The following is a 14,706-nucleotide window of genomic DNA, read 5'->3' on the forward strand; positions in this document are numbered from 1 at the left end:
GCTCAGGGCCGGGGGAGCGCCGCGGAGAGCCCGTGGACGACCTCGGCGCCCACGGGGACGGTGACGCTCGACCCCTTGAAGTCGCCGCCGACCGGCTCGTAGGAGCCGTCGAGGCACTGCGCGAGGAACGTCTCCGCGATCGCGTTGAACGACATGGAGTTCTCCGGGCGGGCGAAGCCGTGGCCCTCGTCGGGGTACAGCACGTACGTGACCGGGATCCCCTTGCTCGTCATCGCCTTGACGATCTGATCGCTCTCGGCCTGCTTCACCCGCGGGTCGTTGGCGCCCTGGCCGATGAGGAGGGGCCGCTTGATCTGGTCGGCGCGGTAGAGCGGAGAGCGCGTGCGCAGGAGATCGCGGCCGTCCTCGGTGCGGGGGTCGCCGACCCGCTTCGCGAAGAGCTCGACCATCGGCGCCCAGTAGGGCGGGATGGACTGGAGCAGGGTCACGAGGTTCGACGGGCCGACGATGTCGACGCCGCAGGCGAAGGTCTCCGGCGTGAAGGTCAGGCCGACGAGCGTCGCGTAGCCGCCGTAGCTGCCGCCCATGATCGCCACGCGAGCCCTGTCGGCGATGCCCTGCGCGACGGACCACTCCACGGCGTCGAGCAGGTCGTTGTGCATCTTGCCCGCCCACTCGAGGTCGCCCGCGTTGACGAACCTCTTCCCGAAGCCCGTCGAGCCTCGGAAGTTGACGCTCAGCACGGCGTAGCCGCGGTTCGCGAGCCACTGGTGCATCGGATCGAGGCGGAAGGAGCTGCGCGCCCAGGGGCCGCCGTGGACGAGGAGCACCATCGAGAGCGGCTTGTCCGGCTTGCCGTCGCCGTCGGGGTCGGCGGCGCGCGGCAGCGACAGGTAGCTCACGAGCTCGAGGCCGTCGCGCGCCTTGATGACCACGGGCCGCATCTTCACGAGCGGCTGCGACTCGAGCGCGGCGCGGTTCGTGAAGAGGAACGTCGCCTTCTTCGCGTCACGGTCGTAGAGGTAGTATCGCACCGGGCCGTCCGACACGGTGTATCCGACGGTCCAGCGTTTGTCGTCGAGCGACCGGCTCAGCACGTCGAGCTCGCCGTCGGCGACCGCGCGGAGGGCGTCGAGATCCGGCTGGATGCTCTTGTCGAGCACCTGCCAGCGCTTGCGCTCGCGCTCGGAGGCCGCCGCCTGGACCTTGCCCGTCTTCGGGTGGACGATCACGTGGCTGACATCGGCCTTCGCGTCCTCGGCGAGCACCGCGGGCTTCGCGGTCCGCGGATCGAGGGTGACGAGCGCGGAGGTGTCGCGGCCGCGGCTGTCCCGGAAATAGAGCGCCTTGCCGGCCGCGTCGAAGCCGATCGCCTCGCTCGTCACGGCGTCCTCGGGCCCGAACGCGACGAAGGGCTTCGGCTCCTTGCCGGTGAGATCGAGGAACTCCTGGCCTCCGTCGCGCGTCATCCGCGACGCGAGCCGCGCCTTGAAGTCATGGTCGGTGACGAACCCGACGAACCCATCGTTCTGTCGCACGAGCTTGCGCTCGCCGGTGCGCACGTCGACGCGGTAGAGGTCGTGGACCTTCTTGTCCCGATCGTTCATGCCGATCAGGATCTCGTTCGGGATCTTGGGGCTCATCCCCTCGAACATCGCGGCGATGCCCTCGAAGGGGGTGAGGTCCTTGATCTGCCCGGTCTTGAGCTCGACGGCGTAGATGTGCCAGTTCTCGTCGCCAGCCTTGTCCTGGCGATAGAGGACGTAGTCGCTCGCGTAAGGGAACAGGAAGGTGCGCACCCCGCGGCTCTGCTCCTTCGTGACCGGCTTGGCCGACGCCGGCGCCTGGGCCGGGCCGACCCACACGTTGAGCACGCCGTCGGAGGGGGCGAGGAACCCGAGCCGCTGGCCGTCCGGGCTGATCTGGGGGGAGTGGCGATCGGGGTTGCCGAAGAGCATGCGCCGGGGCATGAGCGTCGCGTCGGCGCGCGGCCCGGCCTTCGTCGGCGCGGCCGGGGCTGCGGCCGCCGGGGCCGCGGCCGCCGGGGCTGCGGGCGCTGCCGGGGCCGGCGCGGCGGCCTGTCGGGGAGGCGGCGGCGCGGACGCCGGAGCGCCGCCGCAGGCGAGCGGCGCGATCAGGGGCAGCAGGAACAGCGATCGGAGCTTCTGGGGCAAGTCCATGGGTTCACCCGGGGCGCGGAGCCACTGACGGCACCCCGCATGCGCCGGGCCCGCGCGCCGAGCGTCATAACCGAGATCCCGGAGGCCGGTCTACGGGACCGCACCGAAGCGCCCGCGATCCGCCCAGCCCGGATCGCCTGGGCTGGGGAGTGTGCCGGCTCCGTGTCAGGCGGCTTGCTGCGGAGTCGTGCTGGTGGGCTCGCCGCGCGCGTCGAGCGCGAGCTTGCTCGACAGCCACGCTCGCACGCGCTCGAGATGGATCGCCTCGTGCTGCTCGGCCACGCGGAACTCGGCGGCCATCTCGTCCTGGCCGTAGGCGATCGCCAGGTCGATGAGCATCCGCCAGCTGTCGTTGTCCGTGAGCTCGGCGACGAGCAACGCCTGCAGGCTCTGCCCGAGGTTGATCCTCGGCTCGACGGCGACCGCGAGGACGCCGGACGACGCCAGGCCGACGACGTCGGCGCCGGGCGTCATCGCGGTCGGATCGGCCCCGAGCCGCTCGATCGCGCGCTTCAGCAGCGCGAAGTGCCGGAGCTCGTCGTCGCGGATCGCCTCGAGGTCGGCGCGCGTCGGGCCCCCCTCGAAGCTCCCCTCCGCGTCGTGCTTGGCGATCATCGCCTCGTAGAGGCGCGTGCCCGACCGCTCGAACTGGAGGCGCTCGCCGAGCTTGTCGATGAGCAGCGCGGGGGGCCTGCCGTGGATGAGCTCCCCGGCTGCTTTGACGACCCCCTTGACGCTCGCCGGCGGCGGCACGCTCCCGACCGTGCCCGACTCCCTCGCGTACTCGCTCCTGACCGCCGCGGCCTCGGCCTCGCTCCCGGGGGAGCTCGGCGGGATCACCTGCGCAAACTCGATGAGCTCCTTGCTGTCGATGGGAGAGGTCGCGATGCCCGTGGTGTTGGTCCCCATCTTGATCTGTTTCATGGCGTCGCCTCCTTCTGTCCGTCGATCTTCTCCGCGCGCCGCGAGAGCTCGGTGCCCGGCGTGAACCGGTAGCCCGCGGCCACGATCTCGGAGGGGGAGCCGGCGGAGTTCATCTGCTGCCGGTAGGCGATCGTCGCGGCGCTCTCCGGGACGACCCTCGGATCGACGATGTCCTCGCCGACGGCGCGGAGCTGCACCTCCGTGGACAGCACGTCGCGCACGAACTGCCGGTGGCTCTTGTGGGAGACCGGGTCCGGGAGCGAGGCGGGGAGGATCTCGGCCGCGTCGCGCCCCTCGATCCGGTTGAGGTGGTCGATGGCCACGTGGAGCTGCCCGAGCTCGTAGTCGAGGAACCGCTCCCAGATCCGCTTCACGCGGGCGTTCTGCTCCTGCTGGAGGCAGCTCCAGTAGTTGTAGACCTCGTTGGCCTCGTGGAGGACCCACTTCTCGAGCCAGGTCTCCTCGGGGTCGATGATCGCCTCGTACTGCGTGACGTGCTGCTCCTCGATCGAGGCGATCTCGGCGTAGAGCAGCCGCGCCACCGGATCCGTGAAGAACGGCCCGACGTTGACGTAGTAGTTGTGCGTCTGCTGCTCGGCCGCCATGATGGTGAGCGCGTTGAGCTTCGTGATCCCGCTCGCGGTCCGCCGGTCGTACGGCGCGCGCACGTCGTCCTCGGGGGCGCGGTGCTCCACCGCGGTCGGGCGCCCCGCCGTCACGTCGGTGTACGATTGCAGGATGTTGTTCGCGTCCTTGCCTTCCAGGCGGTCCAGGAGCGCCGCGTAGCGATACAGGTGATCGTAGTCCTCGAGCATGCCGAAGCGATAGACCTGCGCGAGGTACGGGTCCGGCTCGGCGAGCGCCACATGCGCGGTGATCTCGATCGCGACCTGCTCGTATCCGATGGTGGTCTCGAGCGGCGACTGATCCGGCGGGTTGAGCCAGTTCACCACCGTGGTCTGGTGGTGATCGACGCGGCGCACCTGGGCGAGCACGCGCCGCAGATCCCGGTTCATGCGCGCGAAGCTGTGCAGGAACCGCACGCTCTCGAGCTCGATGCCGTTCATCAGGATGACGCGCACCCGGGTGAACGCGTCGTCGTCGAGCTTGCTGAACGGCACCTGGACGAGATCACGCCAGTTGAACGACTGGCGGTCGAGCGGTGTCCCCCGCTCTCTCAGGAGATCAAGAGCCATGTTGCCCCTCCTCGCGCGTCGTGCTCGTGCGCCGATGCGCCAATGAACGACCGCTGCGGCGGTACCTGAAGCCGCCGTCACCACGCCGCAAGCGCGGGCATATCCCGAGAGGCCGGGTCCGCGCGCCGGCCTTTCCCACATGAATCCGCCAGACGCATGTGCGCGCCCGTGTCCGCGCTGTGCTAGAACAGCGGTCACGTTGATCGAGCGAGAAATAAACCGCCAAGACACCAAGGACGCCAAGATGAGATTCTCTTCTTGGCGCTCTTGGCGTCTTGGCGGTTCGAAATTTCGCGTTTTTCAGGCAATTTCAACCCGTTTGTCGCTTCTAGAGCGGTTTTCAGCTGAGCCTGGTACGAGCGTCGCAGAGCGGCGGTCACCCGCACAGGAGACGGGTCCAGATCGGCGTTTTCGGCGCGGAAGCGCACTCACGTGCGCTGAGCACCGAAAACGTCGAGATGGGCCCGTATCCGAAGCGGGTGACCGCCGCTCTAGAGCGCCGCTCGTCCTGAAGAGAGAGCAGAGCGCCGGGGCCGCGGCGGCGCGCTGGCGGGCCGGTCGTGGAGCGGTCGTGGAGGAGGTGTCGTGATCTCCAGCAGCGTCCCCGAGCTCCGTCTCCGCACCCGCAACGCGATGCCTGTCCGCGAGGGCGGCGACTACGTCCTTTACTGGATGATCGCGAGCCGCCGGACACGGTACAATTTCGGTCTGGAGCGCGCGATCGCCTGGTCGATGGCGCTCGATCGACCGCTCGTCGTGCTGGAGGCGCTCCGGTGCGGCTACCGCTGGGCGAGCGACAGGATCCATCGCTTCGTGATCGACGGCATGGCCGACAACGCGCGCCGCCTCGCGGCGGCCGGCGTCGCGCATCATCCCTACGTCGAGCCCGCCGAGGGGGCTGGCAAGGGCCTGCTCGGCGCGCTCGCGGCGCGGGCGTGCGTGGTGGTCACGGACGACTACCCCTGCTTTTTCCTCCCGCGCATGGTCGCCTCGGCGGCGCGGCAGGCGCCGGTCCGCCTCGAGCAGGTGGACTCGAACGGCCTCTTGCCGATGCGCGCGGCCGATCGGGTGTTCACGACCGCGCGCTCGTTCCGCATCTTCTGGCAGCGGGTGATCGGCGAGCACCTCGGCGCGCAGCCGGCCGTCGATCCGCTGAAGCGGGCGAAGCTCCGGCCTGCGGCGCCCCTCCCCCGCGCGATCGCGCGCAGGTGGCCGGCGGCCTCTCCGGCGCTGCTCGGGGGCGACCCTGCGGCGCTCTCCGCGCTCCCCATCGATCACGCCGTCCCGCCGGCGCCCTGCCGGGGCGGCCCGGAGGCGGCTGGCAAGGCGCTCGCGCGCTTCGTCGCGGACCGGCTGCCGCGCTACCTGGAAGAGCGCGATCACCCCGACGCCGGCGCGACGAGCGGCCTGTCGCCGTACCTGCACTTCGGCCACCTCGCGGCGCACGAGGTCTTCGCGGCCGTCGCCCGGCGCGAGGCCTTCCGCGTCGAGCGGCTCGGCCGCCCCGGGGACGGCGTGAAGCGGCCGAGCGGCAGCCGCGAGGGGTTCTGGGGGATGAGCGCGTCGGCCGAGGCGTTCCTCGAGCAGCTCGTCACCTGGCGGGAGCTCGGGTTCAACGCCTTCGCGCTCGGGGCGAGCGAGGGAGACGGGCCGCGCCCCTCGTGGAAGCGCGATCCGACCGAGTACGAGTCTCTGCCGGACTGGGCGCTCGCGACGCTCGAGAAGCACGCGCGCGACAGGCGCCCGCGCGTCTACCCGATCGAGGCGCTCGCGGCCGGGGCGACCTACGACCGGATCTGGAACGCGTCGCAGGTCGAGCTCCTCCGCGAGGGGCGGATGCACAATTACCTCCGGATGCTCTGGGGCAAGAAGATCCTGGAGTGGTCGCGGACGCCGCGCGAGGCGCTCGAGATCATGATCGAGCTCAACGACCGGTATGCGCTCGACGGCCGCGACCCGAACTCGACCTCGGGCATCTTCTGGGTGCTCGGCCGCTACGATCGGGCCTGGGGTCCAGAGCGGGAGATCTTCGGCACGATACGTTACATGTCGTCCGAGAACACGGCCCGGAAGCTGCACCTCAAGGAGTACCTGGCGCGCTATACGCCGTAGCGCGCGGCCACCGGCGGCTCGGGTGGCGCGCCGGGGGAGCTCGCCCTCGGGGTTCCGGGGGGCGCTGGGGGCTCACCCGCGGGAGCAGCCCGGCGGGGCGGCCAGCGATGCAGGGCGACTCACCGCCGGCGGCGCCCGTGTGAACGGCGGCGCTGGACGCCGGCGGCGCGCTGGCGGCCGGGGCGCACGCGGAGTTCGACGCGGCCGCCGAGGTGAGCTATCGAGCGGCGGTGGATCTCCTCCGTGAATTTTTCAGCAGGCTGAGGGAGCTCGAGTCGCTGCTCCAGTGGGGCGGCTACCCCGTCCTGATGATCATCATCTTTGCCGAGACGGGCCTGCTCATCGGGTTCTTCCTGCCCGGGGACTCGCTGCTCGTCACCGCCGGGGTGCTGGTCAACGCGGGGCTCATCAACCCGCTCGGTTTGCCGAACTTCCAGAACCTGCTCCTGATGAACGTCACGCTGATGACGATGGCGATCATCGGCGACGCGGTGGGCTTCTCGATCGGTCGGCGCGCCGGCCCGAAGATCTTCACGCGCGAGCAGTCGCTCCTGTTCCGGAAGGATCACCTGATCGCGACGCAGAAGTTCTACGAGAAGCACGGCGGCAAGACGATCATCCTCGCGCGCTTCATGCCGTTCGCCCGGACGTTCGCGCCGGTCGTGGCGGGCGTGGGGCAGATGCAGTACCGGCGCTTCGCCATGTTCAACGTGGTGGGCGGCGTGCTCTGGGTCTTCTCGATGACCTTCCTCGGCTACTTCCTTGGCAAGGTCTTCGACGCCAAGCAGATCGAGCGGGTCGTCTACCTGATCATCTTCGTCTCCGTGGCGCCGGTCGTCTTCGGGGCGATCAAGCACAGGCTCCAGCAGAAGAAGGACGCCGCGCGGATCGAAGCCGAGCCGTAGGCGCTCTCCGGCGGACGTCGCGAGCGGATCGCGTCGAGTACGTCACGCGCGAGCCCTCCCGGGTCGGGCGCTCGCGAGCGGCCACCGAGGCCGCCCGCCCCTTGTACTCCGCACCACCTCCCCGCTACGCTCTCCTCTCACCATGGCGCAGCAGCCCGCCGTCCCCGCCGGCGTCCCGGTTCCCGGCGACGTCCTCGCGGGCAAGTACCGCATCGAGCGCGTCCTCGGCGCGGGGGGCATGGGCGTGGTCTTCGCGGGCTGGGATGTCGTCCTGGAGCGCCGCGTCGCCGTCAAGCTCCTCCTCCCCGAGGCCGCCGCGCTCCCCGACGCCGGCGCTCGATTCCTCCGCGAGGCCCGCGCCGCCGCGGCCCTCGACGGACAGCACATCGCGCGTGTCCTCGACATGGGCACGCTGGGCACCGGCGCCGCTTACATGGTGCTGGAGTACCTGACCGGCGACGATCTCGGCCAGGTGCTCCAGACCCGCGGCGTCCTCCCGCTCGCCGACGCCGCCGACTACGTGCTCCAGGCCTGCGAGGCGATCGCCGAGGCCCACGCGCGCGGCATCATCCACCGCGATCTCAAGCCGAAGAACCTCTTTCTCACCCGCCGCCCCGACGGGACTCCCCTCCTCAAGGTCCTCGACTTCGGCCTGTCGAAGTTCACCGCCACGGGCGACTCTGTCAAAGAGGCGAGCCTGACCGCGACGGGCCTCATCATGGGCTCCATCCATTACATGTCGCCGGAGCAGATTCGCAGCCTGAAATACGCGGATGTGCGCACGGACATCTGGGCTCTCGGCGTGATCCTGTATCGCATGCTCACCGGGCGGCACCCGTTCGAGGGCGACAGCATCACCGCGGTCACGGCGGCCATCATCATGGATACGCCCACCGCCGTCCTGGCCCTGCGGCCGGACCTGCCGCCCGCCGTCGGGGAGCTCGTGGGCCGGTGCCTTGCGAAGGACCCGGGCGCCCGCGTCCAGAGCGTCGCCGAGATCGGCCGCGTGCTCGCGCCATTCGGGACGCAGCGCGGGCGGCTCTCGTTCGAGAGCATCGACCGGATCCTGCCCGAGCGTGCTTCCCGCGCCGGATACCCGCCGGTGGGCGCTCCCCCCGCGGCGCCCGGCGCGCTCGGCGCGTCCTCGCCCGCGTGGCGTGGAGCGCCCGGAGCGGCCGAGGCCGCGACGGCGCCCATGCCGGATCGCCCGGACATGCCGTCGTCGCCCGGGAGCGAGGTGGCGGGAGCAGCACACGCGACGCTGCCGCACGCTTCCTGGGGCAACACGACGCGGACCCGGGCGCCGCGCAGCCGCGTGGCGCTGCTGGCAGGCGCCGCCGGCGCGCTCGTCCTGACCGGGATGTTCGTTGCGTGGCGGCTGACGCCGAGCGGGTCTCCGGACAGCGACTCGCCCGTGGCCTCATCGAGCGCTGCGCCCGAGCTCGGGCCGGCGTCCCCCGGCGCGGCCGGCGCCCCCGGCGCGGCCGGCGGGGTAACGGCGGCCCCCACCGTTGCCCCGATGGAGACCGCGAGCGCTGCGCTCGAGGCCAGCGCAGCGCCGCTCGCGAGCGCCTCCCCGGACGCCGGCGCGAAGGCAGCGGCATCTTCGACAGCGGCGACACCGCCGGTGAAGGCGGGCAAGAACGCCGTGAGCACGACCAGACCGCCGTCGTCTCCACAGGTCAGGACGCAGAACAAGCCCGAGGATCCTTGGACCAAATGGGACTGAGACAAGCAAGAGGTACTCGCGCGATGCGCTGCGCCGCCCTGTGCGCCGTCCTCTGCGCGATGAGCCACCCGGCTTCCGCGCAGCCCAAGGATCCGAAGGCCCAGGCACAGGAGCTCTTCGAGCAGGGCCGCGCAGCGGTGGAAGCGCAAGACTGCGCGCGCGCGATTCCGCTCTTCCGCCGGAGCCAGGCGGCCTATCCGTCGCGCGGCACGCTGCTCAACCTGGCCCAGTGTGAAGCGGATCTCGGGCGCGTGGCGAGCGCATGGCAGCACTTCAAGGAGCTGCTCACCCAGCTGACGCCCGGCGATCCCCGTCTGCCCATCACCGAACAGCGCATCAGGGAGCTCGAGCCGCGCGTGCCCAGGCTGGTCGTCGAGCTCCCGGAGGGCGCACCGGCGCCGGCGGAGCTGCTCGTCGATCAAGCGCCGCTGCCGCAGGCCAGCATCGGCAGCGAGCTCCCGCTCGACCCCGGGAACCATGCTGTCGTCGCGCGATGGCCCGGCGGCCGGCAGACGGACGCGCCCGTGACCCTCGCGGAGGGTGCGCGCAACGTGGTGCACCTCGAGCCGCCGCCGGCCGCCGCGCCGCCTCCGGTCCCCGTGCCCGACGCGCCGCAGGCCTCCGCGATCTCCTCGGGCCCGCCCCCCACCCCCGGCGCTCCCTCGAGCTTCAAACGCACGCTCGGCTTCGTCATCGGCGGCGTCGGCGCCGCGGCCCTGGGCGGGAGCCTCATCACGGGCGGGCTCGCTCTCGGCACGAAGGGCGACCTCGAGAAGGAATGCCCAGATCCCTCGCGGTGCAGCGACGACGGCATGTACCTCAGCTCGCGGGGCCAGACGCTCACCACCACGAGCACCGTGCTCGGCGCCATCGGCTTCGCCGGGATCGGCGCTGGCCTGGTGCTCCTCCTGACGGCGCCGGAGCAGCGCAGCTCGGTCGCCCTCGCGCCCGCGATCCTGCCGGGCGGCGGCGGCGCGCTGCTGCGCAGCCGCTTCTGAGGTCCCGGACCGGCGCGGCGGGCGGGCCAGTTGCTCCAATTATCAATAATTACGAGCACTTGACAGCATCTCAAAAAAAAGATCGCCGGGCGTGTCGATCCCGCGCCCCGCCGTTCGTCGTGACGATGAAGCCACGGTTCGCCCCGGGCAAGAGCCCCTCCGGAGCCCAGCTCCACCAAGGAAGCAAGGAGACACGACCATGCGATTCATGATCCTGATCAAGGCCACCAAGGACAGCGAGGCGGGCGTCATGCCGAGCGAGCAGCTCTTCACCGAGATGGGGAAGTTCAACGAAGAGCTCGTCAAGGCCGGCGTGATGGTCGCGGGCGAGGGGCTCCACCCGAGCGCGAAGGGCGCGCGCATCCGGTTCTCGGGCGACAAGAGGACCGTCATCGACGGGCCCTTCGCCGAGACGAAGGAGCTGATCGCGGGCTTCTGGATCTGGGACGTGAAGTCGAAGGAAGAGGCCATCGAGTGGGTGAAGCGCTGTCCCAACCCGATGTACGAGGACTCCGAGATCGAGATTCGCCAGGTGTTCACGGCGGACGACTTCGGCCCTGCGCTCACGCCCGAGCTCAGGGAGCAGGAGGAGCGCCTGCGCGCGCAGGTGGCGGAGAAGAAGTAAGCCCGCGCGCCTCGGGGGCGTGCGCCCGCGCGGGGGGCGTGCGCCGGCGGCGGGGGCTTGCGCCGGCGGCGGAAGGTGTTCTGATCGGGCGCCGTGACGGCCCCCGAGGTGCATCGCGCCATCCACGCGGTCTTCCGCATCGAGTCGGCCAGGCTCATCGCCGGCCTCGCGCGGATGGTGCGCGACGTCGGCCTCGCCGAGGAGCTCGCGCAGGACGCGCTCGTCGCCGCGCTCGAGCGGTGGCCGGAGTCGGGCGTCCCGGACAAGCCGGGCGCCTGGCTCATGGCCACCGCGAAGCGCCGCGCGATCGACGAGCTCCGCCGGAACAAGCGGCTCGAGCGCAAGCACGAGGAGCTCGGCCACGAGATCGAGGCCCAGCACGCGCTGGCCGCGCCGGATCTGGACGCCGCGCTCGACGATGACGTCGGCGACGATCTCCTGCGCCTCGTGTTCACGGCCTGCCATCCGGTCCTCTCGACCGAGGCGCAGGTCGCGCTCACGCTCCGCCTGCTCGGAGGCCTGACGACCGAGGAGATCGCGCGCGCGTTCCTCGTCCCGGAGCCGACCGTCGCCCAGCGGATCGTCCGCGCCAAGCGGACCCTCGCCGAGGCGCGCGTCCCCTTCGAGGTCCCCCGCGGGGCCGAGCTCGCGCCCCGCCTCTCGTCGGTGCTCCAGGTCATCTACCTGGTCTTCAACGAGGGCTACTCGGCGACGGCCGGCGGCGACTGGATGCGGCCTGCCCTCTGCGAGGACGCGCTCCGCCTCGGCCGCATCCTGGCCGAGCTCGCGCCGAAGGAGCCGGAGGTCCACGGCCTCGTCGCGCTGATGGAGATCCAGGCGTCGCGCTCCAGGGCGCGGGTCGGACCGTCGGGAGAGCCCATCCTGCTCCTGGCGCAGAACCGCGCGCGCTGGGATCACCTGCTGATCCGCCGCGGCCTCGCGGCGCTCGAGCGCGCCGAGGCGCTCGGCGGCGCGCGCGGTCCCTACGCGCTCCAGGCGGCGATCGCCGCCTGCCACGCGCGCGCGCGCACCGCGGAGGAGACGGACTGGGCGCGCATCGCGGCGCTCTATGCGGCGCTCGCCCAGGTCACGCCGTCGCCCGTCGTCGAGCTGAACCGCGCCGTCGCGCTCTCGATGGCGTTCGGCCCGGCGGCGGGCCTCGCCGTCGTCGACGCGCTGACCTCGGAGCGCTCCCTCGAGAGCTACCACCTCTTGCCGAGCGTGCGCGGCGACCTCCTCGCGAAGCTCGGCCGCCTCGACGAGGCGCGCGCGGAGCTCGAGCGCGCGGCGTCGCTCACGCGCAACGCGCGCGAGCGCGACCTGCTCCTCGCGCGCGCCGCCGCGTGCGCGGGCGGCTCGGCGCCGCCGTCGCGGTGACAACGGCGGGCTCGGCGCCGCCGTCGCGGTGACAACGGCGGGCTCGGCGCCGCCGTCGCGGTGACGGACTGGCTCCACGCCGAGGAGCGCTCCCCGAAGGGCGCGGCCCTCGGCCGCCGCCCCTACCGAGCGGCGGACAGCCGCCGGCTCACCCTCGATCCACGGCCGCCGCGAACGCCGCCCCGCTCGCCGCCGTCGCCGCGCTGACGAGCCATCGCTCCAGCGCTCCAGGCTCGCCGCACGCGAGCACCCGCGCCTGCACCGCCTCCGGCACCGCGAGCCCCCGCGCCGAGAGCACCGCGAGGATCGCGCGCGCCTGGGTGCGCGCCTCGACCCACTCGTCCGTGAACTGCGCCGCGTCGCGCTCCTCGAACAGCGCCGCGACAGGCACGGCGCCGAGGCCGTGCTTGCCCAGCTCCGGCAGGAGGGGCACCTCCGCGCCGGGACGGTAGGTGATCGACGCCGTCCCCGGCCGCACGACCTCGAGCTCCCGCCGCTCCGCGTGCGCGATCCACACCCACGGCCACTCGTGCTCCAGGTAGAGCTTCACCTTCTCCTCGAGGTAGCGCCTCGACTGCGTGCCCCGGATCTCCACCGCCAGCACCGGGGTGCCGCGGTAGGCGTCGTTCCGCGGCGACGAGAGATCGCCCACCACCACCACGTCCGGCGCCCGGAGCGACGGCCCTGCCGGGTCGCTGAGATCACAGTACACGTCGGTCATCACCGTGAAGCCCTGGCGCGCGTGCGTGCGGAAGAGGGCGGCGAGGAGCGCCATCACGATGCCATGGATATCCTTGCTCCCCATCTGCTCGATCAGCTCCCCGCGGTGCAGCTCCCACGGGCTGCCGTCGTAACAATCGTCGGGCGTGCCCAGACGGCGGCCGGTCGGGCCGAAATCGCGCAGCTCGATCGGCCCCGTGTTCCGGGGCGGACGGGTCGGCAGGCCGTTCGTGCGTGCAGTCATGCCCGCGATCCTAGCACGTCGCCGCGCCCCCCCTCGCCGGGCGCGGTCGCCGCAGCCACGGACGTGCTCTTCCGGCGGCCCGTGAAGGGCCGCCTCGCGCTCGAGGTCCTCAGCCCGAGAGCCGCTGATCCGCCACGTCGAGCGCCGCGTCGAGCGCCGCGATCCCCTCGTCGATCTCCGCCTCGCTGATGATGAGCGGCGGCGCCACGAGCAGGTGGCTCACCCACCCCATGAGGGACACCCCGCGCTTCGCCGCTTCGGCGACCACCGCGTCGACCACCAGGGGCCGCCGAGCCGCCTTGTCCTGCGGCACGTTGAACGGCTCCTTGGTCGCGCGGTCCTTCACGAGCTCCACCGCCCAGAACAGGCCGATCCCGCGCACGTCGCCGATCGAGGGGTGCTTCTCCTTGAGGGCGCGGAGCTTCGCGCCCACGACGTCTCCCATCTTCGTCGCGCGGTCGAGGAGGTCCAGCCGGCGATACTCGTCGATCGCGGCGATCACCGGGGCCAGCGTGAGGGGGTGGGCCTCGTAGGTGTGGCCGTGCGCGAACATGTTGTCGTCGAAGTAGTCCGCGATCGCGCGGGAGGTCGCGACGACCCCGAGCGGCGCGGCCGCGTTCGTCACGCCCTTCGCGGTCGTCAGGATATCCGGCACCACGCCCCAGTGATCGACCGCAAACCACTTTCCGGTCCTGCCCCAGCCGCTCATCACCTCGTCCGCGATGAGCAGCACGCCACGCTTCCGCGCGACCTCGGCGATCTTCGGCAGGTAGTCGGCCGGCGGGATGAGGACGCCGTTCGTGCCCACGACCGGCTCGACGATCACCGCCGCGACGTTCTCCTCGTGATCGATCATGTAAGCCAGGTAGTCGGCGCACGCGACGCCGCACTCGGGGTGGCTCCGGCCGAGCGGGCAGCGGTAGCAGTTCACCTCCGGGCCGAACACCACGCCCGGGATCTTGCCGGCCGGCTCGATGAACCAGCGACGAAAGTCGCCGGTCGCCGCGACCGAGCCCGCGGTGGACCCGTGGTACGACGTGTAGCGCGCGATGATCTTGTGCTTGCCGGTGTAGAGCCGGGCCATCTTGAACGCCGCCTCGTTCGCCTCCGTGCCCGACGTCGCGAAGAAGAACTTGTCGAGCCCCTTCGGCATCACCTCCAGGAGCTTCTGCGCCACCCTGGCCCGCACCTCGCACGTGTGCGCCGGGCTGATGTAGGCGAGCTGCCTCGCCTGCGCGCAGATGGCCTCGATCACGGCCTCGTTCTGGTGGCCGAGGTTCGAGCAGATGAGCTGCGAGGACAGGTCCAGGTAGCGCTTGCCGGACGCGTCCCAGAACGCGCAGCCCTCCGCGCGGGTGACATGGATCGGCTTCCAGCCGCGCTGGGCGCGCCAGGTGCCGTACGTGTGCTTCGTGGTCAGCTCGACGATGTCATCGCTCATGGCAACCTTCGCGGTTCGAGGAGGCGCTCAGCGTAGAGGGTGATCAGACCTCCTCGCACGCGAATTCCCCGGCGCCGCTCGCCCGCTCGCGCGCGCCGCGCCGGCGATTCCGTGCAGCGCGCCCGCGATTCCGCGCGGCGCTTCGCCGTCGCCGCCGCGATGCTCGGACGGATCGAGCGTGCTCGCGGCGCCGCGCGCGATCCCGTCACCAAGGACGGTCGTGATCCGTCCATGAGCGGGCGAGCTCGCCGCCGTGCCGGTCGGTTGACATATTAGAGATTACTAATATGGTGC

11 protein-coding genes are annotated in these 14,706 nt (G+C 71.5%); 6 read left to right on the forward strand and 5 right to left on the reverse strand.

All coding sequences use genetic code 11. From position 1 onward, the window contains the following. Positions 1–2: 2 nt before the first annotated feature. The 3 genes from WMF34_RS32740 to WMF34_RS32750 all read right to left on the reverse strand — a co-directional run bounded on the left by WMF34_RS32740 (position 3) and on the right by WMF34_RS32750 (position 4,261). Positions 3–2,141 (reverse strand): S9 family peptidase, encoded by a 2,139-nt coding sequence (locus WMF34_RS32740; protein ID WP_012239025.1) that lies wholly within the window; start codon positions 2,139–2,141, stop codon positions 3–5. Between the two features lie 165 nt (positions 2,142–2,306). Further along, positions 2,307–3,065, reverse strand: coding sequence for a ferritin-like domain-containing protein (locus WMF34_RS32745; protein ID WP_437990273.1), 759 nt, complete (start codon positions 3,063–3,065; stop codon positions 2,307–2,309). Further along, positions 3,062–4,261: a hypothetical protein gene (locus WMF34_RS32750; RefSeq protein WP_012239027.1), complete on the reverse strand. Its 1,200-nt coding sequence runs from the start codon at positions 4,259–4,261 to the stop codon at positions 3,062–3,064. Before WMF34_RS32750 ends, WMF34_RS32745 begins: the two co-directional genes overlap by 4 nt. Positions 4,262–4,846: 585 nt before the next feature. Here WMF34_RS32750 and WMF34_RS32755 point away from each other — a divergent pair. From WMF34_RS32755 to WMF34_RS32780, 6 genes are all read left to right on the forward strand, one after another. Next, positions 4,847–6,373 (forward strand): deoxyribodipyrimidine photolyase, encoded by a 1,527-nt coding sequence (locus WMF34_RS32755; protein ID WP_437990274.1) that lies wholly within the window; start codon positions 4,847–4,849, stop codon positions 6,371–6,373. Between the two features lie 212 nt (positions 6,374–6,585). Next, positions 6,586–7,278, forward strand: coding sequence for a VTT domain-containing protein (locus tag WMF34_RS32760; RefSeq protein WP_437990275.1), 693 nt, complete (start codon positions 6,586–6,588; stop codon positions 7,276–7,278). Positions 7,279–7,420: 142 nt separating this feature from the next. Continuing rightward, entirely contained in the window at positions 7,421–9,007 is a 1,587-nt protein-coding gene (locus WMF34_RS32765) for a serine/threonine-protein kinase (RefSeq protein WP_437990276.1), read from the forward strand. Positions 9,008–9,030: 23 nt separating this feature from the next. After that, positions 9,031–10,005, forward strand: coding sequence for a tetratricopeptide repeat protein (locus tag WMF34_RS32770; protein WP_437990277.1), 975 nt, complete (start codon positions 9,031–9,033; stop codon positions 10,003–10,005). Between the two features lie 199 nt (positions 10,006–10,204). After that, positions 10,205–10,630 carry a YciI family protein gene (locus WMF34_RS32775; protein ID WP_012239032.1) on the forward strand — a complete coding sequence of 142 codons (426 nt, stop codon included), beginning with the start codon at positions 10,205–10,207 and terminating at the stop codon, positions 10,628–10,630. 93 nt (positions 10,631–10,723) lie between these two features. After that, positions 10,724–12,007, forward strand: coding sequence for an RNA polymerase sigma factor (locus tag WMF34_RS32780; protein WP_044966358.1), 1,284 nt, complete (start codon positions 10,724–10,726; stop codon positions 12,005–12,007). A 148-nt stretch (positions 12,008–12,155) separates the two neighbouring features. Here the strand turns inward: WMF34_RS32780 and WMF34_RS32785 are convergent, their stop codons facing one another. Both WMF34_RS32785 and WMF34_RS32790 read right to left on the reverse strand, forming a co-directional pair. Continuing rightward, positions 12,156–12,971, reverse strand: coding sequence for a Uma2 family endonuclease (locus WMF34_RS32785; RefSeq protein WP_012239034.1), 816 nt, complete (start codon positions 12,969–12,971; stop codon positions 12,156–12,158). 109 nt (positions 12,972–13,080) lie between these two features. Then, entirely contained in the window at positions 13,081–14,412 is a 1,332-nt protein-coding gene (locus WMF34_RS32790; RefSeq protein ID WP_012239035.1) for an aminotransferase family protein, read from the reverse strand. Positions 14,413–14,706 lie beyond the last annotated feature (294 nt).

Source organism: Sorangium sp. So ce145, assembly GCF_051525985.1.
In the GTDB taxonomy this organism is placed as follows: domain Bacteria; phylum Myxococcota_A; class Polyangia; order Polyangiales; family Polyangiaceae; genus Sorangium; species Sorangium cellulosum_B.